The organism is Leifsonia sp. PARNA 1/14 (assembly GCF_055720965.1).
Genome location: NZ_JBVQSP010000002.1, coordinates 828,256 through 855,253 on the forward strand (window position 1 = coordinate 828,256; position 26,998 = coordinate 855,253).

At 69.0% G+C, this 26,998-nt stretch carries 25 protein-coding genes; 10 read left to right on the plus strand and 15 right to left on the minus strand.

Features of this window, described 5'->3' with window-relative positions; genetic code table 11:
• Positions 1-19: 19 nt before the first annotated feature.
• From AC0HS0_RS09095 to AC0HS0_RS09110, 4 genes are all read right to left on the minus strand, one after another.
• Positions 20-1,225 carry a Fic family protein gene (locus tag AC0HS0_RS09095; protein WP_472963354.1) on the minus strand — a complete coding sequence of 402 codons (1,206 nt, stop codon included), beginning with the start codon at positions 1,223-1,225 and terminating at the stop codon, positions 20-22.
• A 127-nt stretch (positions 1,226-1,352) separates the two neighbouring features.
• Positions 1,353-2,636: a GNAT family N-acetyltransferase gene (locus AC0HS0_RS09100; RefSeq protein WP_472963355.1), complete on the minus strand. Its 1,284-nt coding sequence runs from the start codon at positions 2,634-2,636 to the stop codon at positions 1,353-1,355.
• Positions 2,637-2,691: 55 nt separating this feature from the next.
• Complete coding sequence (locus tag AC0HS0_RS09105) at positions 2,692-3,132, minus strand: MarR family winged helix-turn-helix transcriptional regulator (protein ID WP_472963358.1); 441 nt, start codon at positions 3,130-3,132, stop codon at positions 2,692-2,694.
• Positions 3,129-3,584, minus strand: a complete 456-nt coding sequence (locus tag AC0HS0_RS09110; RefSeq protein WP_472963360.1) for an SRPBCC family protein — start codon at positions 3,582-3,584, stop codon at positions 3,129-3,131. Before AC0HS0_RS09110 ends, AC0HS0_RS09105 begins: the two co-directional genes overlap by 4 nt.
• 168 nt (positions 3,585-3,752) lie before the next feature.
• Here AC0HS0_RS09110 and AC0HS0_RS09115 point away from each other — a divergent pair, with 168 nt between their 5' ends.
• The 4 genes from AC0HS0_RS09115 to AC0HS0_RS09130 are packed head-to-tail and all read left to right on the plus strand — an operon-like array spanning position 3,753 to position 7,090.
• Positions 3,753-4,469: an ABC transporter ATP-binding protein gene (locus AC0HS0_RS09115; protein WP_472963363.1), complete on the plus strand. Its 717-nt coding sequence runs from the start codon at positions 3,753-3,755 to the stop codon at positions 4,467-4,469.
• Complete coding sequence (locus AC0HS0_RS09120; protein WP_472963365.1) at positions 4,466-5,797, plus strand: FtsX-like permease family protein; 1,332 nt, start codon at positions 4,466-4,468, stop codon at positions 5,795-5,797. Before AC0HS0_RS09115 ends, AC0HS0_RS09120 begins: the two co-directional genes overlap by 4 nt.
• Positions 5,798-5,848: 51 nt before the next feature.
• On the plus strand, positions 5,849-6,163 hold the full coding sequence (locus AC0HS0_RS09125; RefSeq protein WP_472963366.1) for a chorismate mutase: 315 nt from the start codon (positions 5,849-5,851) through the stop codon (positions 6,161-6,163).
• 3 nt (positions 6,164-6,166) lie between these two features.
• On the plus strand, positions 6,167-7,090 hold the full coding sequence (locus AC0HS0_RS09130; protein ID WP_472963368.1) for an SDR family NAD(P)-dependent oxidoreductase: 924 nt from the start codon (positions 6,167-6,169) through the stop codon (positions 7,088-7,090).
• A 74-nt stretch (positions 7,091-7,164) separates the two neighbouring features.
• Here the strand turns inward: AC0HS0_RS09130 and AC0HS0_RS09135 are convergent, their stop codons facing one another.
• Positions 7,165-7,461 (minus strand): hypothetical protein, encoded by a 297-nt coding sequence (locus tag AC0HS0_RS09135; RefSeq protein WP_472963370.1) that lies wholly within the window; start codon positions 7,459-7,461, stop codon positions 7,165-7,167.
• Positions 7,462-7,685: 224 nt separating this feature from the next.
• Here AC0HS0_RS09135 and AC0HS0_RS09140 point away from each other — a divergent pair, with 224 nt between their 5' ends.
• Complete coding sequence (locus AC0HS0_RS09140; RefSeq protein WP_472963371.1) at positions 7,686-8,105, plus strand: organic hydroperoxide resistance protein; 420 nt, start codon at positions 7,686-7,688, stop codon at positions 8,103-8,105.
• Between the two features lie 24 nt (positions 8,106-8,129).
• Here AC0HS0_RS09140 and AC0HS0_RS09145 read toward each other — a convergent pair whose 3' ends face one another.
• The 6 genes from AC0HS0_RS09145 to AC0HS0_RS09170 form a co-directional block, all read right to left on the minus strand.
• Positions 8,130-9,608 carry a glycosyltransferase gene (locus tag AC0HS0_RS09145; protein WP_472963556.1) on the minus strand — a complete coding sequence of 493 codons (1,479 nt, stop codon included), beginning with the start codon at positions 9,606-9,608 and terminating at the stop codon, positions 8,130-8,132.
• Positions 9,609-9,688: 80 nt separating this feature from the next.
• Positions 9,689-11,104, minus strand: a complete 1,416-nt coding sequence (locus tag AC0HS0_RS09150) for a DUF2252 domain-containing protein (protein ID WP_472963374.1) — start codon at positions 11,102-11,104, stop codon at positions 9,689-9,691.
• A gap of 66 nt (positions 11,105-11,170) precedes the next feature.
• On the minus strand, positions 11,171-11,866 hold the full coding sequence (locus AC0HS0_RS09155) for a CE1759 family FMN reductase (RefSeq protein ID WP_472963375.1): 696 nt from the start codon (positions 11,864-11,866) through the stop codon (positions 11,171-11,173).
• Positions 11,867-11,915: 49 nt separating this feature from the next.
• Positions 11,916-13,103: an LLM class flavin-dependent oxidoreductase gene (locus AC0HS0_RS09160; protein ID WP_472963377.1), complete on the minus strand. Its 1,188-nt coding sequence runs from the start codon at positions 13,101-13,103 to the stop codon at positions 11,916-11,918.
• 175 nt (positions 13,104-13,278) lie between these two features.
• The gene (locus AC0HS0_RS09165; RefSeq protein WP_472963380.1) at positions 13,279-14,961 is read right to left on the minus strand and encodes an RCC1 domain-containing protein; all 1,683 of its coding nucleotides are present in this window, start codon (positions 14,959-14,961) and stop codon (positions 13,279-13,281) included.
• 589 nt (positions 14,962-15,550) lie between these two features.
• Entirely contained in the window at positions 15,551-17,257 is a 1,707-nt protein-coding gene (locus AC0HS0_RS09170) for an RCC1 domain-containing protein (protein ID WP_472963381.1), read from the minus strand.
• Positions 17,258-17,546: 289 nt separating this feature from the next.
• On the opposite strand from AC0HS0_RS09170, the gene AC0HS0_RS09175 reads away from it, so the two are divergent.
• Both AC0HS0_RS09175 and AC0HS0_RS09180 read left to right on the plus strand, forming a co-directional pair.
• Positions 17,547-19,580 carry a transglycosylase domain-containing protein gene (locus AC0HS0_RS09175; RefSeq protein WP_472963384.1) on the plus strand — a complete coding sequence of 678 codons (2,034 nt, stop codon included), beginning with the start codon at positions 17,547-17,549 and terminating at the stop codon, positions 19,578-19,580.
• A gap of 56 nt (positions 19,581-19,636) precedes the next feature.
• Entirely contained in the window at positions 19,637-20,542 is a 906-nt protein-coding gene (locus AC0HS0_RS09180) for a DMT family transporter (protein WP_472963386.1), read from the plus strand.
• A 71-nt stretch (positions 20,543-20,613) separates the two neighbouring features.
• Here the strand turns inward: AC0HS0_RS09180 and purL are convergent, their stop codons facing one another.
• Positions 20,614-22,932, minus strand: coding sequence for a phosphoribosylformylglycinamidine synthase subunit PurL (gene purL, locus AC0HS0_RS09185; RefSeq protein ID WP_472963388.1), 2,319 nt, complete (start codon positions 22,930-22,932; stop codon positions 20,614-20,616).
• A gap of 170 nt (positions 22,933-23,102) precedes the next feature.
• Between purL and AC0HS0_RS09190 the strand changes: the two genes are divergently transcribed.
• Both AC0HS0_RS09190 and AC0HS0_RS09195 read left to right on the plus strand, forming a co-directional pair.
• Positions 23,103-23,489, plus strand: coding sequence for a TfoX/Sxy family protein (locus AC0HS0_RS09190; RefSeq protein ID WP_472963390.1), 387 nt, complete (start codon positions 23,103-23,105; stop codon positions 23,487-23,489).
• A 3-nt stretch (positions 23,490-23,492) separates the two neighbouring features.
• Positions 23,493-24,158, plus strand: a complete 666-nt coding sequence (locus AC0HS0_RS09195) for a cyclase family protein (RefSeq protein WP_472963393.1) — start codon at positions 23,493-23,495, stop codon at positions 24,156-24,158.
• A 24-nt stretch (positions 24,159-24,182) separates the two neighbouring features.
• Here AC0HS0_RS09195 and AC0HS0_RS09200 read toward each other — a convergent pair whose 3' ends face one another.
• Positions 24,183-24,605, minus strand: coding sequence for a hypothetical protein (locus AC0HS0_RS09200; RefSeq protein ID WP_472963394.1), 423 nt, complete (start codon positions 24,603-24,605; stop codon positions 24,183-24,185).
• Positions 24,606-24,695: 90 nt separating this feature from the next.
• Between AC0HS0_RS09200 and AC0HS0_RS09205 the strand changes: the two genes are divergently transcribed.
• Positions 24,696-26,045: a low temperature requirement protein A gene (locus AC0HS0_RS09205; RefSeq protein WP_472963396.1), complete on the plus strand. Its 1,350-nt coding sequence runs from the start codon at positions 24,696-24,698 to the stop codon at positions 26,043-26,045.
• On the opposite strand, the gene purQ is transcribed toward AC0HS0_RS09205, so the two are convergent.
• Entirely contained in the window at positions 26,017-26,715 is a 699-nt protein-coding gene (gene purQ / locus AC0HS0_RS09210) for a phosphoribosylformylglycinamidine synthase subunit PurQ (protein ID WP_472963398.1), read from the minus strand. The genes AC0HS0_RS09205 and purQ overlap by 29 nt on opposite strands.
• Complete coding sequence (purS, locus tag AC0HS0_RS09215) at positions 26,715-26,972, minus strand: phosphoribosylformylglycinamidine synthase subunit PurS (protein ID WP_472963400.1); 258 nt, start codon at positions 26,970-26,972, stop codon at positions 26,715-26,717. Before purS ends, purQ begins: the two co-directional genes overlap by 1 nt.
• Between the last annotated feature and the right edge of the window lie 26 nt (positions 26,973-26,998).

Sequence of the window (26,998 nt, forward strand, 5' to 3'; positions counted from 1 at the left end):
TGAGACGCGCCCCCGCACCTCAGAGCGTGCGGCGGGCCCGTTCGGCGATGCGCCGGTCGAGCGCGCTGAGCTCGTCGATGATCGCGGTGACCGCCCACACCCTGTTGCGCTGACGGTTCGTTATTCGGTGGATGATGCCCGCACCCTCCAGCCGGTCCAGTGCCTCGTATGTCGTCGAGGTCGCCCGACCGATGCGGTCCTCCACCGACTCGGCGTCGAAGACGGGGTTGTCGAGAAGACCGTCGAGCACAGCGGCGACCGCGCTCCCTCTGCGGGGCTCGAGATCGGCCTCCCACTCGGCCGGGAGATCGCGGATCGCGCGGACGGACTCGAGTGCCTCCTCGGACGCGACTCGGGTCGCGTGCGCGAGTTCGCTGACAATCGGGGCCGCGACGCCCTTCCGGTACCGGGTCAGCAGCGCGAAGTAGCCGCCTTGGTCGGCGGCGAGCGCCGACGCGATCGGCGGCGTCGTGCTCGACGTGAGGCCCCGGCGACGATAGATCGCCCCGATGAGCGCGCGGCCGATACGGCCGTTGCCGTCCGTGAACGGGTGGATCGACTCGAACTGGGCGTGCGCGATCGCCGCCTGGGCGATGATGGGGACGTCGTCACGGTTCGCGAACACCAGCAGGTCGTCGAGTAGCGCGCGCACGCGCCCGGGGGCAGGCGGAACATGCACGGCGCGGATGGGGGAGAAGTCGCTTCCGCCGATCCAGTTCTGCATGATTCTCACCTGTCCCGCGTACGGGCTCTCCGCAGGATCGTCCTCCAGGAGGATTCGATGGGCGCCGAGCAGGGCCTCCAAGGTGATTTGACCGCTCGCCCCCGCCTCATCGATCAGCCGCATGATGGCGCGGGAGGCCGAGACCATCGAGGTCGCGCTCGTGTTCGCGCGGACGCCGGCCAGGGCGCGGGCGAAGTCCTCCGTGGACGCGTCGATGTGTTCGATCTTCGACGACGCGATCGACTCGGTGCGGATCAGGAAGGCCGAGATCGCGACGGCGCCTGGGCCGGCGACGGTGTCGAGCTTCGCGAGGGCGCGGATCGCGCCCTCCTGAGCAAGCTGGTCGGCGACGCCGCTCGTGAACTCGAGTTCGCCGATGAACGGCGGGACTGTCGCGTCGACAGCGGTCAACATGCGGTCGGCGCGCGTGCCCCGGCCGCTCCTGCTCCGCCAGGGCACGGTCTCTAGGCCATGTGCGGTCCAGTCGGACTCGTCGATCATCGTGGCCTCCAACCGGAATAGGGCTCGGTAATTCCGATTACGGTGCTAAAACTGGAATAATATTCCCATACTACGGTTACAGCACGACTTTCGGAACAACGCCGGAACTATTCCGGGGAACCGCACCTCAGAACCAGGTGCTGAGGCGCGGCGGCACCGCCGTGCGGAAGAGCCGGTCGAGCGCCTCCGCGTCGCCGTGGATGCGTCCCGCGAGCGCGAGACCGCGCGACAGGTCGTGCCCGAGGTACACGCTGCCGAGCGACTCGACCGGGAGGGTCACGTCCGGCGCGTCCGTCGTCGACTCGACGCGTGCCTCCCCGTCCTCCACGATGAGCCGGTAACGGCCGGCGGCGAACCCGAGTTCGTCCGTGACCTCCAGCACCAGATCGCCGTCGCTCTCGTACCGGCGGGCGGTCAGGGTCGCCGGTACGTCGAGGATGCGCACCCACAGGTGGTCCTGCACGCTCGTGATCTGCGCGCCGCGGACGTCCTGCACCAGCAGCTGCACGGGTTCGTCGACGCCACGTGTCCACGCTTTCACCTCGGCCACGAGGTCGAGTTCGAGGAGGTAGCGCCAGAGGGCGGTGAGCGCCGCGTCGGTGGCCGCCGCCAGGTAGGCGACCTCCACCACGTGTCGCGAGAAGTCCTCCTCACCGCCGCGCACGATGTAGCTGACGAAGCCCTCCGGCCGGCCCTCCGGTGAGTCGTAACGCACGAGCAGTCGCTTGGGGCCGTCGTCGTCGCCCTTCAGCGGCCCGAGGAGCCGGTCGGCGAGGTATGGTTCCAGGCCGATCTCGCCCGCGCGGGAAGCCATGACCTCCGCCAGCACGGCGTAGCCCGTCTCGCGGTACTCCTCCGGAGTGGTGAACGACAGCCGGCCCGGCGTCGGGGCGCCCGCCCAGCGGACGCGCTTGGCGTCGATGCTCCATCCGGTGGCGAAGGTGGCCGGCCCGAAGCCCCAGCGCCCGTAGATCGTGGACTCCGACACGGTGAGGATGGCTGCGGGCACGCCCAGCGCGTGCGCGGTGCGCAGCTCGGCGCCGAGCAGGGCGGTCGCGATGCCGCGGCGGCGGTGCGTCGGCGCAACCGTGACCGAGCTGATCGCCCACGCCTCGAGGGCGACTCCACCCGGGACGGTGAGCGGCGCCACCCAGGAGTTCACGGTGCCGACCGGGGTGCTGACGCCGTCGTCGTACACCGCGGTGGTGCGGCGGCCGCCGAAGTTGCCGCGCGCCTCCTCGAGCACCTCCTCCGTCGGCCGGCGACCGTGGAAGCCGCGGAAGTCCGCGACGATCCAGGCGTCGAGAGCGGCCGTGTCGGTCGGATCGACGAGCGACAACCGGAGGCCGGAGTCGGCCAGCATGGTCTTCGAACGGTCGTCAACGGGTGCGGTGAGGTGTGTCTCCGTCATGCCCCCACGCTATCGGGACGGCCCGACGCCGGGCCAGAGCCGCCGGGGCCGCTCGTCATCGTTCCGCGAGCGCGTGCAGGATCGGGAGCAGTGCCCCGGGTGCGGCAGTCGCCGCCGGGCCGAAGAACTCGGCGTCCGCCGCCTCCACCGATGCGATCGCGGCGACGGCAGTCGATGCGCCAGACGCCGTCACGCGCAGGACCTTCGCGCGGCTGTCCGCCGGGTGCTGGTCGCGTTCGATCAGTCCCTTCGCGGCCAGCCGCCGCACGACCTCCGATGTCATGCGCGGGTCGGAGCCGGTGAGTTCCGACAGCTGTGACTGGCTGGGTCGGTCGTCGTGACCATTGAGCCACCACGTGGAGGCGAGCAGCACGAACTGCGCGTGAGTCAGGTCGTGCGGCTGCAGCGCCTCTGCCATCGCGCGCTGCCAGCGCAGGGTGGCGTGCCACAGCAGGAAGCCGGGGCTGGTCGCCGGGCCTTCGGGGAAGTCGGTCATGCGCCCAGTGTGGCCTCGTCGTCCGCGACGGCGGTGCGGCGCTCCGCCTCCGCCAGCAGAGCGGCGAGCGAGGCGGGGAAGTCGGCGCTGATCTGCGGGCCGAGTTCGGGGCCGACCGTATCGGCGTCGACCCCGTCGATGGTCAGCGAGTAGCGGACGACGGTTCCGTCCTCCCGGTCGTCGAGGTCGTAGCGGAAGGTCAGCCGCAGGTCGCCGAACTCGGTGACGTCGGCGTACGTGCGTGCTTCGTCGAGCTCAACGATCCGCGAGCGGATCGGCTCCTGGCCCTCGGGCGTCACCGTCAGCTCCGTCCCGACCGCGAACGGCCCGTGCAGTTCGAACCGGTCGGCGCCCGCGTAGGTCAGGTCGCCGGTGTGGAGGTCGCGCACGGCCTCCCAGACGGCTGTGCGAGGGGCGGTGGTCTCGGCGGTCTGTTCAGTGGTCCACATCATCGTGCCTTTCTCTGTGCGTAGATGATCTACGTATAGATTAAACTCTGGCGGCTTCCGGCACAACCTCTTTCTGGTACCCCGGGACGACATCGCGGGGATGAGGCGCCGCGGCAGGAATCGTGCCCGCGGCGGACGCGACGAGGGTCCGCCCCCGCGATGCTGGACGACATGACAGCGATACCAGAACCGACCTCGTTCCACCCCGTGCTCCACGCCGCCGCGCTCACCAAGACCTACGGCTCCGCCGTCGCCCTCGCCGGTGTCGACTTCCGCATCGCCGCGGGCGAGTCGGTCGCGATCATGGGAGCCTCCGGCTCGGGCAAGACCACCCTGCTGCACTGCCTGGCGGGCATCGTGAAGCCCGACTCCGGCACGGTCGTCCTGAACGCACCCACCGGTCCCGTCGAGGTGACGGCCCTCCGCGAGTCCGAGCGGTCCCGACTGCGCCGAGAGGCGTTCGGCTTCGTTTTCCAACAGGGCCTGCTGCTGCCCGAGCTGACGGCCGTCGAGAACGTCGCCCTCCCGCTGATGCTGTCGGGCACCCCGCGCAAGTCCGCGGAGGTGTCGGCTGCCGAGTGGCTGGCCCGGCTCGGCCTCGCCGGGATGGAGGCGCGCCGCATCGGCGAGCTCTCCGGCGGCCAGGCCCAGCGCGTCGCGATCGCGCGCTCCCAGGTGACGGGCGCGTCGGTGGTGTTCGCCGACGAGCCGACCGGTGCCCTCGATTCCGGGACTTCCGCCGAGGTCATGGCGGCGTTGATCGCCTCCACCACCGGCAACGGACGTTCGCTCGTGGTCGTGACGCACGACGACGAGGTCGCGCGGCAGTGCGCCCGCGTCCTCAAACTGTCCGACGGCCGCATCGTCGACGAGGTGGTGACCCGATGACGACTTTCCGGATCGCCTGGCTGTTCGCTCGACGCGGCACGGCCGACAAAGCCACCGTGCTGCTCCCGATCGTCGGGTTCGCGATCGCGACCGTGCTGCTGCTCGTCGTGGGGGGCGGAGCGCAGGCCTTCTTCTCGTGGCGCGATGAGTCGGCGTTCGTCTACCAGGCGCTCGCGATCATCGGTGTCGTCCTCCTGGTCGTCCCGCTGCTCACCTTGGGAGGCTCGGCGGCGCGGCTGTCGGCCCGACGGCGCGACGACCGGCTCGCGGGGCTCCGCCTGCTCGGCGCCACGCCGACGATGGTGGCGGGGCTGACCGTCATCGAGTCGACGGCCCTCGCGGCACTCGGTGTGCTCGGTGGAGCAGTGCTCTACCTCCCGGCCTCCCGGCTGATCGGGCTGATCCCGTTCCGCGGCGAGCCGCTCGGCGCGCAGGCGTACCTGAGCGGCGGCGCCATCGTCCTGTGCGCACTCGGGGTGGTCGCGATCTCCGCCGTCAGCGCCATTCTGAGTCTGCGCGGCGTCGTCGTGTCACCGCTGGGCGTCCGCACCCGGCAGAACGCGCCCACGTTGCACTGGATCCGGTTCCTCATCGGCTTCGTCGTCGTGGTGGCGACGTTCGTGGCGATGTCGCTGCTGCGGGCGATGGAGGCCGCGGTCATCCTGATCGTCCTGGGCGTCGGCTTCGGTGCGACGATCGCGGTGCTGAACCTCGTCGGTCCGCTGGTCCTGCGAGTGCTGGCGCTGGTGCAGGTCCGCCGGGCGAAGACCCCTCGTCGGCTGCTCGCCGCCCGCGCGGTGCTCGAGTCGCCGAAGGCGGCATGGCGCCAGGTCTCCGGTGTGGCGATGACCAGCTTCGTGGCTGTGTTCGCCGGGGTCGGTGTCGCCCTGATGAGCGCCGCCTCCGACGGGACGGAGGGGCGGGAGGCCGCGATGCTGCTCACCGACATCCGCACCGGCATCGTGGTGGTGGTGGCGATCTCGTTCCTCATGGTCGCGTGCTCGGTGGGAGTGAACCAGACGGCCGCGATCCTCGACCGGCGTGACCTCTATGTGAGCCTCGACCGGATCGGTATGCCGGTCGCCGAGATGGACGCCGCCCGCTCCCGCGCCGTGCTGTCGCCGCTGCGAGTGACGACGATCTGCTCGGCGCTCACGGCGGCTGTCGTGGTGTCGCCGCTCGCCGGGATCGCGATGCTCTCCTCTCCGCTCACGCTCCTGCTGGTCGCGACGTGCCTGGCGGCCGGCATCCTGCTGGTGTGGTCGGCGCTGCGGGCGACGCGGCCGGTGCTGCGTCGGGTCCTCGCCGAGACCGCCCCGTCGCTCTGAGAGCGACCCGCCAGGCGCTCGTGCCCTGCTCCGGCCCGGTAGGGTCGGAGCATGGCTGAGAACGAGTCGACCGCGCAGGCGCTGGAGCGTCTGCGGAGCATCCGGCAGAGCATCGACAACATCGACGCGGCCGTCATCCACATGCTCGCGGAGCGGTTCAAGTTCACCCAGCAGGTCGGCGCCCTCAAGGCCGAGCACGGCCTCCCGCCCGCCGACCCCGACCGGGAGCGGGAACAGATCCAGCGCCTCCGCGTGCTGGCGGAGGAGAGTCATCTCGACCCCGCTTTCGCCGAAAAATTCCTGGGCTTCATCGTCGCGGAGGTCATCCACCACCACGAGCGCATCGCGTCCGAGAACGGCCGCTGAGGCGTGGCCTGGCATCCTGCGGAGATTCCGGACGCCCACGGCCTGACCGTCGTCATCACCGGAGGCAACTCCGGCGTCGGCTATTTCACCGGCGAGCAGCTCGCGAGGGCCGGCGCGCAGGTCGTGCTCGCGTGCCGGGATCCGGAGCGCGCCGAGGCCGCGGTGTCGGCCATCCGGCGCCGGGTGCCGGGCGCCCGGGTGGAGGCCACGCCGCTCGACGTGACCGACCGCCGGTCGGTCGATGCGGCGGCCGCGGCGCTGCTCGACCGCGGCCGTGTCGACGCGCTCGTGCTGAACGCGGGCCTGGTGCACGCCCCGCGCGAGCGTCGCACCGACGCGTACGGCAACGAACTGGTGCTCGCGACGAATGTGCTCGGCCACTTCCGGCTGGTCGCCCGCGCCCTGCCGGTGCTGGAGGCCACCGAGAGGGCGCGCATCGTGACGCTCGGCTCCCTGGCGACACGGCTCTCGCGCCTGCGGCTGGACGACCTCCAGCTCGAACGCGGCTACACCGCGTGGCGCGCCTACGCGGGCTCCAAGATCGCCGTCCAGGCGTTCGGCTTCCAGCTCGAGCGGCGGCTACGGGCCACGGAGAGCGGTGTCACGAGCGTCGTCGTGCACCCCGGGTACTCCACGTCGGGCCGCACGCCCGGCGTGCGCGGCGTCAACCAGCCGAGCCGCGCAAAACGTTTCGTGGACAACCTGCAGGCGACGTGGTCGCAGGGCAAGGACCACGGCGCGTTGGTTCCCGTGCGCGCGGTGCTCGACCCAGGCATCACGGGCGACGACTACCTGGGCCCGATCGCACGCACGAAGGGCCTCCCGACCCACGCGCACCCGACGCGCAGCTCGCGCTCCCCGCGCACCGGCGCCCGCTTGTGGCCGCTGCTGGAGGCCGCAGCAGATCAACCGTTCGCGCTGGCCTGAGCCGATGACCACGGCTCGGGCCGCAGTCGATGGCGGTCGGTTCGTGCTGGGCGGGTCGTGGCGGGACGGATCGCTCAGGCGTCGTCGATGACGATCGACAGCAGCCGCTGCCCCTCCGGCACCGCGGCCCGCAGGGCGTCGCGAGCGCTGGGGTAGTCGGCGCCGTCCGCCTCGATCGCGGTCACCGCGACCGGCCGCACGATCCCGGAGGCGATCACACGCCCGCCGCGCGGCATCGCGTTGTGCACCTGGATGAGCTCGTAGCCCTCCGGCACCTGCGCCTCCACGAGCTCGCGCGCCGTCTCGGCATCGTCGGCCTCGGCCGTGACCTCCTGGGTCTCGCTGCTCTGGATCAGTCCGCGGACCTTCATCGGCTGGGGCGCTCCTCGGGAAGGGATGACGAGGACCGCCGGGAGGTCTCCGGGCGGTCCGAGGGTCGGGCGGACGCTCACGGTCGGGCGGGGCGTCCGCTGCAACGCTACCCGACCCGGCCGACGCCGCCGGGCACGCCACGGCTGCGCGCGGAACCTCCATACACCCGGCCTCCTCCGACCCTCCCAGCGCACGCTCAGAACGCTGGGGTGGGCTGAGCGGCATGGATATCGCCTACACCGCCATCGCGCACGCCTCGGGAGGCGGACGCGACGGTCACGTCCGCAGCGAGGACGACCTCATCGACCTCCCCACCCGACCGCCCCGCGAGCTCGGCGGCTCGGGGGAGGGCACCAACCCCGAGCAGTTGTTCGCCGCCGGTTTCGCCGCGTGCTTCCTGAGCGCCATCCACGCAGTCGGACGGGCCGACAAGCTCGATACCAGCGACGCCGCCGTCTCCGCGAGCGTGGGCATCGGAGCGAACGGCGAGGGAGGCTACGGTCTCGCGATCGAGCTCGACGTGTACCTGCCGCGCCTCGGTCGCGAGCAGGCCGAACTGACGATGGAGAAGGCCCACCACGTCTGCCCGTACTCCAACGCCACCCGGGGGAACGTCCCCGTTCGGCTCACGCTCGTCGACTGATGCGCGACACCCGGGTCGCCGCGCTCAGCCGGTGGCGACCCGGCCGACCTTCTCGGTCTTGTCCCAACGGGCTTCGGCGCCCGCCAGCTCCTTGAGGTAGGAGTCGAACGTGATCGCGCACAGCAGCGATCCGTACCCCGCCAGGTAGATGAGGGTGGGCGCGAGCCAGCGCCCGGCGCGCGTGCGCTCCGCCCGGCGCGCGAGCCACGCGACGACCATCGAGAACGGGATCCAGATGTAGATCGCGAGGGTCAGGACGAACAGCGCCGTGGCGCTGAGCGTCACGCCGAACAGCCCGGGCAGCCAGACCAGCGTGATCGGCGGGAACAGTGCCGTGATCATCACCACCATGTTGATGATCCCGGGGAAGAGCAGGATGTGTCCCAGCTCCTTCCTGCTCGTCTTCGCATCGGTCAGCGACCCCAGGACCAGCACGAACAGGTAGGCGAGCGCCGCCGAGATCCAGAGCACCCGGAACACCGAGGTCGCGAGGCCGTTCTGCAGGAACAGCAGGCCGGCCAGCCCGATGGCCGAGGTCACCATGATGAGCGGCAGCAGCCACAGACTGAACCAGACGATGCCGAACGTCCAGGCGCCGAGGTGATGCACCTTGGACGGCCGGAACCAGATCTTCGAGTAGCGCGACGTGACGGAGACATTGCCGCGCGCCCAGCGCAGCCGCTGCTTCCACAGGGCGTCCACCGCGCGCGGCTCCTCCGCCAGCACGTGCGCGTGCGGCTCGAAGACGACCCTCTTGCCGTGCAACTGCGTCTCGAACGTCGTGATCGTGTCCTCGGCGAGAGTGGAGGTGTCCACGCGCCCGCCGAGGGCGACCAGGTTCTCGCGCGTGTGCAGCTGGGCGCCGCCCGCGAGGCACGCCTGCGCGCCGAGCACGTTCTGCGCGCGCCGGGCCGCCGGCTGCGAGAGCACGTACTCGACGCTGACGAATTTGGTGAGGTAGTTGCGGTCGCTGCTGCCCTCGCGGATGTACGCGGACACGGCGCCGACCTCGGGATCGGCGAGATGCCGGGTCATCCGCCGCAGCGAGTCGGGCAGGTAGATGACGTCGGCGTCCATGATCAGGAGCGCCTCCATCCAGTCTTCGGCGAGGACGCGCTCGATGCCGTGATTCAGCGTGTGGGCCTTGCCCTGGCCTCCCTGATCGCGTCGCAGCAGGAAGACGCTGCCCGGGTACTGTTCGGCGCGGCTCCGCACGACGTCGGGGGTCGAATCGGTGCTGGCGTCGTCGACGACGTAGACGCGCAGCGCCTCCCGCGGGTAGTCGAGGCCCATCAGACGGTCGATGGAGGCGCCGATGACGGCGCCCTCGTTCCACGCCGGCACGATGATGGCGACACGGGGGAGGTAGGGCGCGGCCTTCTTGTAGTGGTTGATCCAGGCGTGGAAAGGGATCACCACGAAGGTCGCCGCCGCCGCGACCACGGGGATCAGCCCGCTCAAAGCCAGGATCAGGCACACGACGACGCCGATCCACTCCAGCACGCTCAGCACGTCCACGCGGCTCCCCTCAGTCCTCCCACACAATACTCGGGGGTTCTGCCCCCGCGTGGCGCGAGCGTCGGCTAGGCGGGCGCCGGGGTGGAGGCGTCGGGCGCGGCGAACTCGCCGTCCGCGACCGCCTGCCGCACCGTCAGGTAGTCCGCATGAGCCTGGTCGGCGTACGAGAAGGCCCATTCGACGACGGCCGCGTCGAACGTGGTGCCGCTTCCGAGGTACCCGGCGATGAACGGCGCGTCGGGGGACTGCGCGTGGGCGCGCGCCAGCACGGTGCCGCACGCGTCGACGTAGTCGGCGAACGGCCGGAAGTCGAGCGTCTCGGTGTCGATCGACACGTTCCTGTCGCGGAACTGCCGGATGTAGAACGCGTGCCCGTCCTTGCTGGCGTAGCCGAGGAACGGATCGCTGACGGCCTGGAGCACGCGCTGGTTGCCGACGACCCGATGGCCGTGCTCCTCGTCGTGGGCGTGGTCGTCGAAAACGGGCGAACGCCCTGCGGTGGCGCCGCCGAACTCGACAGCGACGGACTCGCTCGCCTCCTTCACCTGCAGCACGAGCGGCTCTCCCGCCGGCCCGGTGAGGACGATGATGTAGCACCGCGTGCCGACGCTCCCGACCCCCACGACGCGACGGGCGGCATCGGTCGTCACGTACTGGGAGAGCAGCACCGCGATGTCCGCGGGCACCGTGGTGAGGTACGCGTCGGTGATCTCGAGCACGTTCTGCTCGGTGGCCTCCGGCACGTGGGCGAGCAGCGGAGGATTCTCGACGATCGTCACGGCCCCGTCGCCCGCGCGGCGCGTGATCTTGCGCACGACCCGCGCCGACGCCCGCCGCGAGGCCGCCTCGATCGCCCGGTCGAGCACCTGCTGCGAGCTGAGTGCCCGACGGCCTCTGCTGACGTCGGCGCGGAGGTAGTAGCGCTCCAGGACGCCCAGCCCGGTCATCTGCCGTAGAGCGGTGCGATACGCGGCGGCGGCCTCCAGCGCCGCGGCCTCCACCTTCGCCTCGCCGAACGTGCTCTGTCGTGCCGCCAGAACGACGCTCGCCACGAAGCGCTTCACGTCCCACTCCCACGGCCCGTATGCCGACTCGTCGAAGTCGTTGAGGTCGAAGACGAGGCTGCGCTCGGGGGAGGCGTAGATGCCGAAGTTGGCGATGTGCGCGTCGCCGCAGATGGTCACGTCGATGCCGGTGCGCTGCTCGCGGCTCAGGTCCACCGCCTGGATGGCCGCAGAGCCGCGGTAGAACGCGAACGGGTTCGCGGTCATCCGCTCGAGTCGCAGCGGAATCAGCTCTGCGACGCGGTGCTCGTGCTGCCGCTTGAGGACGGCGACCGGGTCGCGATCCGTCGCGGGCGTGTATGTGCCGTGGGCGCTGCGCGGCACGCGGGTGCGCGCGTCCTTGCCGGCCTGGTAGAGCTCGGCGGCACTCCTGATCGCCGCGTGCTCGAAACGGAGGTGTCCTTCTTCGGCGACCACTGCGGTGCTCCTCCCTCGGCCCGTGCGTGGCACAAGCCTAGGGGGAGGAGCACCCGTATCAGCGGGTCAGCTGCGCGCCGGTCCGCCCAGCGAGCCTCCCGCGGCCAGCCGCATCAGGTCCGATCCCAGGTCGATCCCGAGCTCATTACCGCCTGCTGAGCCGAACTCGTGCTGGTAGCTGTCCCACGACGCGTCCTTGATCCGCGCTTCCACGCCGGTCTCCATGAGCACGACCAGCTCGCGCGCGGCGCGGTCGATCCGCTTGCCGAGGGAGTTGTCCTGCCAGTCCTCCGTCGCGGCGAAGACCGAGGTCGGCGCCGTCATGGTGCGCAGGAATGCGAACATCGACCGCATCTGCTCGTCGACGACCAGCGCATGCCTGGCCGTGCCGGCCGTCGCGCCGAGCACGACCGGCTTGGCGATCAGCAGGTCGTTGTCGAGAACCTGGAAGAACGAGGTGAACAGTCCGCTCGGCCCGGCCTTGTAGACCGGAGCCGTCGCGATGATCCCGTCGGCCTCGGCGAGCTTCTCGATCGCCGCCGTGAACTTCGGCCCCAGGTGACCGGAGGCCAAGGCCCCGGACAGCTCGGGCAGAAGCCCCCGCAGGTCGAGGTGCTGCGTCTCGACGGTGCGGCCGTCGCGCTGGGCCGCGGCCTCCACTCGCAGGCTGAGGCGGTCGGCGAGCATCTTGGTGGACGACGGGTCGCTGACGCCCGCGTTGACGACGACGACCCGGAATGGTCGCAGGTCGGTGCTGGTCATGATGTCCTTCTCTCGGATGCGTTCGATGCGTTCGATGCGTTCGTCAGCGTCAGAGCGCCGGGTACTCGGCCTGGAACTCGTCGGCCGAGTCCTGGTACGGGGAGGCGCCGGTGACGTTGTCGCCGCGGTTTGCGTTCGGGCGCGGCTGGCGCGGGGCGGCGTCGCCGTACTTCGCGAGCACCAGCGACTCGTGAGTGGGGGCCTCCGGGGTCTCCGGGTCCTTGCGGGCCTCGGTCTCCTTGCGCAGCACCGGCACGACCTCCTCGCCGAGCAGGTCGAGCTGCTTCAGCACGGTCTTCAGCGGGAGCCCGGCGTGGTCCATGAGGAACAGCTGGCGCTGGTAGTCGCCCGCCCACTCGCGGAAGCCCAGCGTCTTGTCGATGACCTCCTGCGGGCTGCCGACCGTGAGCGGCGTCGCGTCGGTGAACTCCTCCATCGTCGGGCCGTTGCCGTAGACCGGGGCCTCGTTGAAGTACGGGCGGAATTCGTTCTTGGCGTCCTGCGAGTTCTTCGCGATGTACGCCTGGCCGCCGAGGCCGACGATCGCCTGCTTGGCGGTGCCGTGGCCGTAGTGCTCGAAGCGCTCGCGGTAGAACGCGATCAGCCGCTGGTAGTGCTCCTTGGGCCAGAAGATGTTGTTCGCGAAGAAGCCGTTGCCGTAGAACGCGGCCTGCTCGGCGATCTCCGGCGTGCGGATGCTGCCGTGCCAGACGAACGGCGGCACGTCGTCCAGCGGGCGCGGCGTGGAGGTGAAGCCCTGCAGCGGAGTGCGGAACCGGCCCTCCCAGTCGACGACGTCCTCATGCCACAGGCGGTGCAGGAGGTTGTAGTTCTCGAGCGCGAGCGGCAGGCTCTGACGGATGTCCTGGCCGAACCACGGGTACACCGGTCCGGTGTTGCCGCGGCCGAGCATGAGGTCCATGCGGCCCTTCGACAGGTGCTGGAGCATCGCGTAGTCTTCCGCGAGCCGCACCGGGTCGTTCGTGGTGATCAGAGTCGTGGAGGTCGTGACGATCAGGCGCTCGGTGAGGGCTGCGATGTGCGAGAGCAGCGTGGTCGGCGACGACGAGAAGAACGGCGGGTTGTGGTGCTCGCCGACCGCGAAGACGTCGAGCCCGACCTCCTCGGCGTGGGTGGCGATCTTCACGATCGCTTCGATGCGCTCCGCCTCACTCGGGGTGTCACCCGACACCGGGTCGCGGGTGATGTCGCTGACGGAGAAGATTCCGTACTGCATTGCTGGCTCCTCAGGTTCGTTCTCGCCGTATCTATGCAAACGCATATAACAAGAGGCGCTCGTGTATATTCCCGCGGGCTCCGGTCCAGGTTAACGGAGTGCTCCCCCGCGGTCGAGCTGGTGGCCCGACCGCCGGGAAGCGGTGTCACGGTCTCGCGTGACGCGGAGTGAGGTGTCAGCGCACGAGCATGGCGTAGCTGTTTTCGTAGGTGGCGGCGATGTCGATAACCGTGGCGCCCTGCGGGGGCGTGAACTTTACGGCCACCATACTGCCCACGGTTCCCGTAGTCGTGTCGTCTCCCTTACCGCTGTACGCGTTGGAGCCAGAGAAATACACCGTGCCATCGGTCATCCGCCACAGGCACGCACTCGATGTCATGACGAGGTCGGCGACAGTCTTGCCGCCGGCGACCTGCGACTGAACCCAGGTGTTCTGTGCCGAGCTGGGGCCTCCGACGCTCGCCTTGGCGTCTGAGTTCCCGCCGGTGAACCAAACGTTGTTGTCGACGTCTTGTGCCATGTAGGTCTGGCCGGATCCCCAGATCTTCTTGACCTTGTTGCCACCGGGCAGGCCGACCGGCTTGGCGAATTCGTTGACGTATCCCATATCGAGGCCGGGGAGGGGGCGTACCGAATTGCTGGGGGTGCCGGCTCCCCAGAGGTTGCCGTCGCTGTCGAGGAAGAGCGTCGTCGTGTCGCCGAGTGCGACCGAGACGATCTTGTCGAGCGGGGCACCGCCGGTGACGAGGGTCTGGCCGGCGAGGAACTGCCCGGCGTTGTTCACCCCGACGCCCATCGCGTTGCCGGTGTTCGCGCCGGAGTGCCAGACCGTTCCGTCGCTCAGGATGTAGGCGGCGCGGTACTTGTCGGTTCCGGTGTGGACCGATCTGATCGTCTTGCCGGGGTTGGCCTCGAGGACCTTGAGGCCGATCTTGACATCGTTCTTCGTTGATCCCGGGCCGTTGAGCGCGGTGCCGTCGCCGAGCGAGAAGTGGTCGCCGGAATTCACCCCGGTTGCATACAACTCACCCGCGCGCCAATAGAAGGTCGCATCGACGGCGGAAGCCTTGTTATTGGAGACGATCGAGTCGGAGGTCCCGTCGGCCAAGCGACGGACACCGTTTGTCACGGTCGTCCCGTATCCGGCACGGGCCACAGCCGAGTGGTTGTTCGCCTGCGAGGCCAGAATCCGGGTCGAGGATGCGAGCGCTCCGTAATCGGTGAACGTGGGAGGGGAGACCGAGAGGGCCCATTGGGTCGGCGAAGTGATGAAGTTGCCCGCCGTGTTGGCTGCCTGGTTGCGGTCGTTGTTTCCCCACGCGAAGACCTGACCGCCGGTGCCCACCTTCGCCGTCAGCGTGTCGGTCGCGCCCTTGTAATTGACCGTGATGGTATAGCTGCCGGCCGGGGTGCCCCACGGGACCTGGATCTCGTCATAGGGGAGCGAGACCGACGCCGGCCAGGTCGCGGCGGACGGCGTGTATGTCTTCGCAGCGCCACCGCTCTTGAATACCAGCGGCGGCGGGAGGGTCACCGTGACCGGCTGATCGCCGGCCGGGGTCGAGGTGGGCACATCGTAAGTCGCGGTGATTTCGATTCCAACCCTGTCGTAGGTGTCTGTTCCTTGGCTGTTCGACTGGGCATAGAAGACAGCGTTCCCGGTTCCCGTTCCCCACTCTTCGATCAGGCGCTTGTTGGCGAACGACACCCCCGCGACGGGGTTCGGCGGGAGGGGCTTGGTCGAGGCGGCCGCCGCGGGCGAGGCGACACTCATCGCGATCGCGGGCGCCGTCCATGCGGCGGCTCCGACGATCGCACGTCGCGAAAGTTGGGATTTCGGCTTCTCGGAATCGTTCACGGGTCTTCCTTAATTTCTGGGAGGTAGCGGTCGCGTGGGAAATAGCGATCGACAGGGTCAGAGAGTCGATGGCGTACGCGGCATATAATATGATAGCAGTATATCGGGATGTTCCGTATCAGTTTCAATGTCTGCAGTTGAGAGGGTTATCGCATCGGACTGACCGTCGGTGCTGGCTCGTCAGATTTGGTCCTGGTTAAATGGGCCGCTCCCCGGTGGTCGAGCGGTGGCTCGACCACCGGGGAGCGGTGTCTGGAGTGGTGGGGTGTTAGCGCATGAGGACGGCGTAGCTTGCTCGTATGCGACGGTGATCTCGCCAGAGGCAGGAATAGCTGGCAATGGTGATTTCGGCGACGAGGCGACGAACACCGTTTTCTTGAGACCCGTCAAACCCCACTCTGTCGGCGCGCCGATGCCGTTGCCGGAGGTGTTGACTGCAGGGTCCCCGCGATCTGACCGCCGGGGAACCCGGAATCGACATCGGCACATGGTAGGTCCCGCAGGACCCAGGTCCTGGTTAACTGGGCCGCTCCCCGGTGGTCGAGCGGTGGCTCGACTGCCGGGGAGCGGTGTCTGGAGTGGTGGGGTGCTAGCGCATGAGGACGGCGTAGCTTTGCTCGTAGGTGGCGGCGATGTCGATGGCGATGGCCCCGGAACCGCCGGTGGGGATGTTGACGGGCACCATGTTGGCGACGTCGGCTCCGCCCGTGGTGTTGTTTCCCTTGCCGCCATTGCCGTTGCTGCCGGAGAAGTAGACGGTTCCGTCGGTCATGAGCCAGAGGCAGGAACCGCTGGCAATGGCGATTTCGGCGACGGTCTTGCCGGCGGCGACTTGTACCTGGGTCCAGGTGTTCGCTGCGCGGCCGGGGTTTCCGATGCTTGATCTGCTGGCGTTGTTTGCGCCGGTGAACCAGACGGTGCCGTTGATGTCTTGGGCGAAGTATGTCTGGCCGGATCCCCAGATCTTCTTGACCTCGTTGCCGCCGGGGAGGCTGACCGGCTTGGCGAATTCATTGACGTATCCCATATCGAGGCCGGGGAGGGGGCGTTCGTTGTTGTTGGGGGTGCCGGCGCCGTACAGATTGCCGTTGCTGTCGAGGAAGAGCGTCGTCGTGTCGCCGAGTGCGACCGAGACGATCTTGTCGAGCGGGGCGCCGCCTACTAGGACGGTCTGTCCGGCCAGGAATTGCCCGGCGCTGTTCACCCCAACGCCCATCGCGGTGCCGGTATTCGCGCCGGAGTGCCAGACCGTTCCGTCGCTCAGAACGTAGGCGGCGCGGAACTTATCGCTTCCGGTGTGGATCGATCTGATCGTCTTGCCGGGGTTGGCCTCGAGGATCTTGGTGCCGATCTTGACGTTGCTCTTCGCGGAGCCGGCGCCGTTGGACGCGGTGCCGTCGCCCAGGGACATGTGGTCGCCGGCGTTGGTGCCCTCGGCGTACAGTTCGCCGGCGCGCCAGTAGTAGAACGCGTTGCCGGCGGTGCCCTTGTTGGTGGCGATCGAGTCGGCAATCCCGGTGGCGAGGCGGCGCACACCGTTTCCTTGGTTAGTGCCGTATCCGGCCCGGGCGATGGTCGAGTGGTTGTTCGCCATCGACGCCAGCATCTGGGCCGAGGATGCGAGCGCTCCGAAATCCGTGAACGCCGCAGGGGACACGGAGAGACCCGTCAAACCCCATTTTGTCGGCGTGCCGATGCCGTTGCCGGCGGTGTTGACTGCCTGGTTGCGATCGTTGTTTCCCCAGGCATAGACCAGGCCGCCGGTGCCGACCTTCGCTGTCATAGTGTCGGTCTTGCCCAGGTAGGTGACCGTGATCGTGTAGTTGCCAGCCGGCGTTCCCCACGGAATCTGGATCTCGTCGGCCTCGAGGGTGACCGAGGCCGGCCAACTCGCCCTGTCCGGCGAATAGGTCTTCACCGTACCGCCACTCTTGAACACCAACGGTGGCGGCAGGGTCACCGTGACCTGGCCCCCGGGGATGGTCGCGGAACCCGGAGTCGAGGTCGGCACATCGTAGGTCGCAGTGATCTCCATGCCGTGAAGGTCGAAGCCGTCGGCGGCGCTTGTATTTGGCGTTGCAAAAGTGACAAAGAACCCGTTGCCAGTTCCGTACTCTTCGAGCTCCCGCTTGTTGGCGATGGAGACGGCTGGTACAGGATTCGGCGGGAGGGGCGTGGTCGAGGCGGCCGCCGCGGGTGAGGCGACACCCATCGCGATCGCGGGCGCCGTCCATGCGGCGGCTCCGACGATCGCACGTCGCGAGAGACGGGATTTCGGGTTCTCAGAGTCGTTCACGATTCTTCCTTAGGGAGATGTAGCGATCACGGTAAGGTGCGCGATCGGCGGGTCAACGTTGCGTGTGAATACGCTAACATATGACACTAACAATTGAAATGTATTGCACAAATGACAGCGTTAGCAATTGAGAACGTGACTATCACATTATAGTCTTTACATTTTACGCCCGGTTAGTTGGCAGAAAGGCAGCGCGTTGACAGAATTCGACAACCACGCAGATCATCCGCGGGCGCGCCGTCGGTTCCGTGCGGCAGCCGGTTTTGTAGGGCTGAGCATTGGCGCCGGCGTGCTGATCAGCGCCATGGTGACCCCGGTCATCGCCGTCGCGGGCGTCGCCGCCGAGACCGGCATCCAGGTCTTCGAGACGATGCCGGAGGCCCTGACGCTCGATGCGCTCGCCCAGACGACCGATATCTACGCCAAGAACTCCGCGGGCGAGGCCGTGCTGCTGGCGTCGGTCTACGAGCAGAACCGCAAGAGCGTGCTCTGGGACGACATCTCCGTCTTCGTCAAGGACGCCGTCGTGTCGACCGAAGACCCACGGTTCTTCACCCACGGAGGCGTGGACATCACGTCGGCGCTGCGGGCCGCGATCGGCAACGCCGCCTCCGGCGCAGTCGGCTCCGGCGCATCGACGATCTCGATGCAGTACGTCAAGAACATCCTGATGCAGCGCGCCGAGGCTATCCGCGACAAAGAGGAGCGCGAAGTCGCCTACGAGGAGGCCGTCAAGACAAGCCTCGATAGGAAGCTCCGCGAAATGCGCCTCGCGATCGGCCTGGAGAAGACACTGACCAAAGACCAGATCCTGCTGGGCTACCTCAACATCGCCCACTTCGGCGGATCGGTGTACGGCATCCAGGCGGCTGCCGAGTATTACTTCGGCGTGAACGCCTCAGAGCTCACGCTCGCGCAGGCGGCCTCCCTCGTCGCGATGGTCAACGAACCGAACGGGCTGCGTATCGACGACCCGGACAACATCGCGGACAACAAGTTCCGGCGCGACAACGACGTACTGGCGGCGATGCTCCAGAAGCACGCGATCACGCAGGCACAGTTCGACGAGGCGGTCGCGGCGCCGATCGAGCCGAGGATCACCCCGCCGTCCACGGGATGCCACGCCGCGAATCCGCTCGGCGCAGGGTTCTTCTGCGACTACGTGCAGCGCGTCATCGAGAATGAGAAGATCCTCGCCGATCCCGAGGACGACACGTACTCCACGCTCGCTCGCGGCGGGTACGACATCTACACCACCCTCGACCTCGACCTCCAGGCCGCGGCCGTGAGCGCGGTCGACGCGTACATTCCGAAGAGCTCGGAGGTGCTCGACATCGGCTCGTCGCTCGTGACCGTCGAGCCGGGAACCGGACGCATTCTCGCGATGGCGCAGAACAAGGAGTTCAACGCGGATCCCGGCGAGCAGTCCGCCGGCAGCACGGCCGTCAACTACGGCGCCGACTTCGACTACGGAGGATCGAGCGGCTTCCAGGCCGGCTCGACCTACAAGATCTTCACCCTCGCCGAGTGGCTCAAGGACGGCCGGTCGATCAGCGACGTGGTCAACGGCGACTCGCGAACGCTCAATCTGTCCAACTTCAAGGACAGCTGCCAGGGATCGGGCTCCGGACCGTACTCGCCGAAGAACGACGGCGCGCAGCGCCCTGGCAACATGTCGGTGCGCGCGGCCACCGCCGGCTCGGTCAACGGGGCGTACTTCTCGATGGCCCAGAAGCTGGACCAGTGCGAGATCCGCAAGACGGCGGAGGCCTTCGGGGTGAAGCGCGCCGACGGCAAGGAGCTGACCTCCTACGTGTCCGACGTGCTCGGGACCAACGAGGTGTCGCCGGTTCGGATGGCGTCCGCGTTCGCGGCGATAGCCAACAAGGGCGTGTACTGCTCACCGATCGCGATCGACCGGATCGTGGCGCCCGACGGCACGGAGGTGCCGGTTCCGAAGAGCGCGTGCTCCGAGGCGGTCGCACCGGAGGTCTCCGCGACCATGGCGTCGGCGCTCACCAGCGTCATCAAGGGCGGTACGGGCTCGGCTTCCAACCCGGGCGACGGCGTGCCGGTCTTCGGCAAGACCGGCACCACGGACTCCGAGAAGGACACCTGGTTCGTGGGCGCGACCACCGCGCTCGCGACCGCCGTCTGGGTCGGCAACGTGACCGGTGGCGTCTCTCTGCGGCGATCGGAGGTCGGCGGCATCAAGGCGGACACCCTCCGTCACCGGGTGTGGAAGGAGTACATGACGGCCGCGAACACCAAATTCCCAGGGGGCGAGCTGCCCGACGCCGTGGCTCGCCCGGTGCACAACTGAACGCCTGGTCCGTTTTCCGCGAGTCACGCGTCGGCGGCGGGCAGTAGCCTCGTCAGGTGAAGGTCGCTCTGCAGTTCGTCGCCATGGGTCTCGTCTGGGGCGCCAGCTTCCTGTTCATGAAGGTCGCCCTCGAGGGCGTCTCGTTCGGGCAGGTCGCGTGGGCGCGGCTGGTCTTCGGGGCGGTGACGCTCGGGATCATCGTGCTCGCGACCCGCAGCCGCCTGCCACGGCAGCCGATCGTGTACCTCCACTTCGTGGTCGTCGCGATCACGTACTGCGTCGTGCCGTTCCTGCTCTTCGCCTGGGCGGAGCAGTACGTGTCGTCGAGCCTCGCGAGCATCTACAACGCGGTCACGCCGATCACGACGGCCATCCTGGCGACGGCGGCCTTCCGCGTCGAGAAGCTCAACCGCGACCAGGTCCTCGGCGTGCTCATCGGGGTCGTCGGCGTCGTCGTGGTCGTGGGGCCGTGGACGATCGCGGCGCTCTCGGGCAGCGTGTGGGGCCAGCTCGCCTGCCTCGGCGCCGTCACCTGCTACGGCTTCAGCTTCGGCTACATCCGACGCTTCATCAGCCACCGGGACATCCCGGCCACCTCCGTCGCGTTCCTCAACATCGGGGTCGCCGCGCTGATCATGCTCGTGCTCACCCCGGCGGTCGCGCTGTCGCCGATCGAGTTCAGCTGGCCGGTGCTGCTCAGCCTGCTGGCGCTCGGCGCCCTCGGGACGGGCGTGGTCTACATCTGGAACATGAACGTGCTGCGGGCCTGGGGGCCGACGGCGACCTCCGGAGTGACCTATGTGACCCCGGTCGTGGGAGTCGCGCTCGGCATCCTCGTGCTCGGCGAGCACCTGAGCTGGAACGAGCCCGTCGGCGCCGTGATCGTGCTGGGCGGCATCCTGCTGACGCAGCAGCGCGTGCGCCTGTTCACGCGCCGCCAGGCCGAGCTCGTCGGCAGCTGAGACGCCGAAGGGCACGTAAACGCTCCTAAAACTCGTTTTTGGGGGCGTTTACGTGCCCTTCGGGGAACTGCTTAGGCGACCGTCGGGCCGAAGTGCTCCGGGAGGGTCGAGCGGTGGACGCCGCGGAGCTCCTCGATGCCGATCGTGAAGAGGTCCTGGACCTCCAGCACCGGCTGCGTGCCGACCTCCGCGTCGGTCACGCCGATGCGCAGCAGCGGGACGCCGCGACCGTCGCACAGCCCGCGGAACTTCACGTCGTCCTCCCGGGGCACCGACACGATGACGCGCGCGGTCGACTCGCTGAAGAGCGCGGTCGCGGCGTCGACGCCGTCGCGCTCCTGCAGCTCGCCCAGCCAGACGCGCGCGCCGACTCCGAACCGCATCACGCTCTCGGCCAGCGCCTGCGCCAGACCGCCGTCGGCGAGGTCGTGGGCCGACGAGATCAGGCCCTCCTGCGACGCGGCGTGCAGCGTCTCGGCCAGCGTGCGCTCCGCCGCCAGGTCGACCACGGGCGGGCGTCCGCCGAGGTGGCCGTGCACGGTGCCGGCCCATGCCGAGCCGTCGAGCTCCTCGCGGGTGACGCCGAGCAGGTAGATGTTCTCGCCTTCGTCTTGCCAGCCGGCGGGGATGCGTCGGGCGACGTCGTCGATCACTCCGAGCACGCCGACGACGGGCGTCGGGAAGATCGGGGTGTCGCCGGTCTGGTTGTAGAACGAGACGTTTCCGCCCGTGACCGGGACCTCGAGCTCGAGGCAGGCGTCGGAGAGTCCCTCGACCGCCTGCGAGAACTGCCACATGACCTCGGGGTTCTCGGGGCTGCCGAAGTTGAGGCAGTCGGTGACCGCGACCGGCACGGCGCCGGAGGCGGCGACGTTGCGGTAGGCCTCCGCCAGGGCGAGCTTGGCACCCTGCTTCGGATCGAGCTGGCAGTAGCGCCCGTTGGCGTCCGTCGCGATCGCGAAGCCCAGGCCGCTCTCTTCGTCGACGCGGATCATGCCGGAGTCGTCGGGGAAGGAGAGCGCCGTGTTGCCGCCGACGAAGTAGTCGTACTGGTCGGTGATCCAGCTCTTGTCGGCCAGGTTGGCGCTGCCGAGAAGGGCGAGCACCTGTTCGCGCAGCTCGTCGCCGGAGGCCGGCCGCGCCAGAACGGACGCGGAGTCGGCCTGGAGGGCGTCGATCCACGCCGGGTAGGCCACGGGCCGCTCGTACACCGGGCCGTCGACCGCGACGGTGCGCGGGTCGACGTTGACGATCTCCTCGCCCTGCCAGTTGATGACGAGGCGGCCGGTGTCGGTGACCTCGCCGAGCACGCTGGTCTCCACGTCCCACTTGGCGGTGACGGCGAGGAAGGCGTCGAGCAGCTCGGGCTTGACGACCGCCATCATGCGCTCCTGGCTCTCGGACATGAGGATCTCCTCGGCCGTGAGCGTGGGGTCGCGCAGCAGCACGCTGTCGAGCTCGATGAACATGCCGCCGTCGCCGTTGGAGGCGAGCTCGGAGGTCGCGCAGGAGATGCCGGCGGCGCCCAGGTCTTGGATGCCCTCGACCAGCTTGTCGCGGTAGAGCTCGAGGCAGCACTCGATGAGCACCTTCTCGGCGAAGGGGTCGCCGACCTGCACGGCGGGGCGCTTGGTCGGGCCTCCTGCCGAGAACGTGTCGGAGGCCAGGATGCTCGCGCCGCCGATGCCGTCGCCGCCGGTGCGCGCGCCGAACAGCACCACCTTGTTGCCGATGCCGGACGCGTTGGCGAGGTGCAGGTCTTCGTGGCGCAGCACGCCCACCGAGAGGGCGTTGACGAGCGGGTTGCCCTGGTAGATCGGGTCGAAGTACGTCTCGCCTCCGATGTTGGGCAGGCCGAGGCAGTTGCCGTAGAACGAGATGCCCGAGACGACGCCGTGCACCACGCGGGCGGTGTCGGCCTGGTCGATCGCGCCGAAGCGCAGCTGGTCCATGACGGCGACCGGGCGCGCACCCATCGAGATGATGTCGCGCACGATGCCGCCGACGCCGGTGGCGGCGCCCTGGAACGGCTCGATGTACGACGGGTGGTTGTGCGACTCCACCTTGAACGTGACGGCCCAGCCCTCGCCGACGTCGACGACGCCCGCGTTCTCGCCCATGCCGACCATGAGGTTCTTCTTCATCACCGGCGAGACCTTCTGGCCGAACTGGCGCAGGTAGATCTTCGACGACTTGTAGGAGCAGTGCTCCGACCACATGACGGAGTACATCGCCAGCTCGCCCGAGGTCGGGCGGCGGCCGAGGATCTCGCGGATGCGCGCGTACTCGTCGCTCTTGAGGCCGAGCGCCGCGTACGGCTGCTCCTTCTCCGGCGTCGCGGCGGCGTTCGCGACAGTGTCGACGACGTGCTGGATTGAGGTGTCGGTCACGCGGGCACTCCAGGCTGCTGGGCGGTGGCGGGGATGCCGTCCAGTCTACCGGCGCACGGTGGCACCTGGTCCCGCGGTCCGATGCGCTCGACGGGTCCGTGCCGAGGGAGAGAGTGACAGGATGTGGACAGGCGCCGTGCGCGCCTCCCGCAGCCGGATGGAGGCCGTCAGTGCAGATCCCACGACCGTCGCAGGAGACGATGGAGCTGTTCCGCTCGGTGGTGCCCGAGGCGCCGGGCGTGGAGGTCAAACCGATGTTCGCCAACCTCGGGGCGTTCGTGAACGGCAACATGTTCGCGGGGCTGTTCGGCGAGAGCGTCGGGGTCCGGTTGCCCGACGACGCCGTGCGCGAGCAGCTGCTCGCCGTCGACGGCGCGGGACCCTACGGGCCCGCGGAGCGGCCGATGGGCGACTACGTCGCCCTCCCCGACTCCTGGCGCGACGAGCCGGACCGTCTGCGCGAGTGGATCGGCGTCGCGCTCGAGCAGGTCGGGGCGATGCCGCCCAAGGTGAAGAAGCCGCGGACGCCGCGGACGCCGCGCGCGACCGCACGCTAGCCGATGCGTCTCACCTCGTTCGTCGACCTGTCGCACCCGCTCGGCGACGGGACGGAGGTCTATCCCGGCGACCCGGAGGTGCGGCTCGAGCCGCACGCGACGATCGCGGCCGACGGGTTCAACCTGCTCGCCGTGCACCTGGGCTCGCACTCGGGAACGCACGTCGACGCGCCGTACCATTTCGCCGCGGAGGGCGCCCGCGTCGACGAGCTGCCGCTCGCGCTGTTCTCCGGGCCGGCGGTGATCGTCGACGTGAGCGGGCTCGGGCCGCGCGGGAGGATCGGACGACGGCAGCTCGATCCGTTGGAGGCCCGCCTCCATGAGGGTGTCGTGCTCCTGTTCCGCACGGGATGGGACGCGCATTACGGCGAGGGCGGGTACTACGACCATCCGTTCCTCGCCGCGGACGCGTGCTCGTGGGCGCTCGATCGCGGAGTGCGCACCTTCGGTCTCGACGCTCCGAGCATCGACGAGACGCCGATCGCGGAGAGCCCGGGCGACTATCCGTGCCACCGGCTCATCGCCGCTGCCGGCGGCGTGATCTGCGAGAACCTGACGCGGTTGGAGGCCGTGACCTTCGACGACCCGTACGTGTCGCTCTTCCCGATCCCGCTGAGCGGGGCCGACGGGGCGCCGGTGCGTGCGGTGGCGTTCCGGCTGGAGGCGTGACCTCGTCGGGCCGCCTGGGCGGCGTTACCAGTCGGAACCGTAGCTGCCGACGATCCCGGGCCGCACGGAGGGGTCGGAGGCCGAGTGGCCGGTGGTCGTCGAGACGGACGTCTGGCCTGGCGTCGTCGTCGTCGCGACGACACCGCTGTTCGAGAACGCCGCGGCCCCCACGACCAGCACTGCGATGAGCGCGAACGCCGCGAGCAGCGCGGCAGCGAAGCCGAGTTCGCCGCGCAGGAAGCGCCGTAGCGACCCCGCGCCGACGGGAGGAGTGAGCTGCTCCGAATCGCCGCTTACCAGGTCGGCGACGAGCGCGTCGAGCTCACGGGTGGAAAGGCGCGCGAACGCCTCCAGCTCGACCTCGCCGCGTTCGTCGAGCGGGGTCTCGGCGACGAGCTGAGTGTAGCGCTGGGCGCCTTCACGGTCGGCGCGACTGATGCGACTCACGCAACCATTCTGACGCCCTTCGACGCGGGTCTGGCTGCGGAGACGGGCGCGTGGTGGTGTACACGGCGCAAGGGTGAGCAGAATGGGCGTGTGTCCGAGAGCACATCGCCGAGCACGCCGTCGAGCTCACCGCCGAGCGCCGGAGCCGGGTTCAACCACCGCCTGATGCGGATGACCGGCCGCGACCCCGGTGAGGCGCATCGCGCCGCGACGCCCCTGGAACTGCTGTTCGACCTCACGTTCGTGATCGCGTTCGGTCAGGCCGGCGACCAGCTCGCGCACCTGCTCGCGGGCGGGGAGGTCGCGGCAGGGATCGGCGCGTTCGTGTTCGCCATGTTCGCGATCTGCTGGGCCTGGATCAACTTCTCCTGGTTCGCCTCCGCGTACGACACCGACGACTGGTTCTACCGCGTCACCACTCTGGTGCAGATGGTCGGCGTGGTCGTGCTCGCGCTCGGGTTGCCGCAGCTCTTCTCGTCGGTCGAACACGGTGGGAGCTTCTTGATCGGCGGCCTGGTCGGCGGCTACGTCGTCATGCGCATCGCCATGGTCGCGCAGTGGCTGCGCGCCGCCGTGCAAGACCAGGTCCGCCGGCGCGTCGCGCTGACCTACGCGGGCTTCGTCACTGCGGCGCAGATCGGCTGGGTCGTGCTCGCGATCGCCGCGCCCGACTTCGTCACCGTCTTCGTCATCGCCGTGCTGCTCTACCTCCTGGAGCTCGGCGGGCCGGCCTTCGCAGAGACCCGGCTCGGCGGAACGCCATGGAACGCCGCGCACATCGCGGAGCGCTACGGTCTCCTGACGATCATCGCCCTCGGCGAAGTGCTCTTCGGCACGGTCACGTCGGTGTCGGCTCTCGTGGCCGAGCAAGGCTGGAGCGTCGAGGCGGCGCTGGTCGCCGTCGCGGGCGTGGGCCTGACGTTCGGCCTGTGGTGGACGTACTTCATCATCCCGTCGTCCGCGATCCTGCGCCGCCATCGCAGGCGCGCGGTGGTGTGGGGCTACAGCCACATCCTGCTGTTCGCCTCCATCGCGGCCACGGGCGCCGGGCTGCACGTGGTCGCGTACCTCATCGAAGGGCAGGCCGAGATCGGGGTGACCGGCGCGATCGTCAGCGTCGCGGCGCCGGTACTGCTGTTCTCGGTGGTGTTGTTCCTGCTCTACACCTACCTGGTGCACGAGGGGGACCCGTTCCACATCGGCCTCTTCGCCGGAACGGTGGCGACGCTGGTCGCCGCGGTCTGGCTGGCCGCAGCGGGAGGCTCGCTCGGGGTCAGTCTGATGCTGGTGACGCTGTCGCCCGCGGTCGTCGTGATCGGCTACGAGACGGTCGGTTACCGCCACCAGGCGGCAGCGCTCGCACGCCAGTTGGCACCGGCGGGTGGTGACGCGAACGGCGGGGACGCCGCTGCTACGCCTCGACCAGAGCCGAACGGATGACCGACGTGAAGAACGTCAGCCCGTCGATGCCGGAACGCATCGCGGACGTGGTGTCGGGGCCGAACCCTGGCTCCACCGCGTGCTCGGGGTGCGGCATCAGGCCGACGACGTTGCCGCGCTCGTTGCGCACGCCGGCGATGTCGTCGAGCGAGCCGTTCGGGTTGACGCCCGTGTAGCGGAACACCACCAGGCCCTCGCCCTCGAGCCGCTTCAGCTCCTCGGCCGAGGCGATGAAGCCGCCCTCGCCGTTCTTGAGCGGGATGACGATCTCCTGGCCCTGCTCGAAGCCGCTCGTCCACGGGGTGCTGGTGTTCTCGACGACGAGGTGCTGGTCGCGGCGGATGAAGTTGCCGTGGTCGTTGCGGATCAGACCGCCGGCGACGAGGTGCGCCTCCGCCAGCATCTGGAAGCCGTTGCAGATGCCGAGCACCGGCATCCCGCGGCCGGCCGCGTCCACGACCTCCGTCATGATCGGCGAGAGACTCGCGATGGCGCCGCAGCGCAGGTAGTCGCCGTAACTGAACCCGCCCGGCAGCACGAGGGCATCGACGCCCTGGAGGTCGTGGTCGCCGTGCCAGAGCGCGACCGGCTCCGCGCCGGCGAGCCGCACGGCACGCAGGGCGTCGCGGTCGTCGAGCGAACCGGGGAAGGTGATGACGCCGATGCGCATCAGGCGTCGCCCTCCGGGTAGTGGATGCCCACGACGTCTTCGATGACGGAGTTGGAGAGGATCTCGTTCGCGATCTCTTCGACGGCGGCCTTCGTCGCGTCGTCGATCGGGCCGTCGACGGTCAGCTCGAAGCGCTTGCCGACCCGGACTCCCGAGAACCCGCCCTTGCCGATACGGGCCAGGGCGCCGGCGACCGCCTTGCCTTGCGGGTCGAGCAGCTCTGCCTTGGGCATGACTTCAACAACGATCGTCGACAAGGGTGATCTCCGCTCCACTCGCGCAT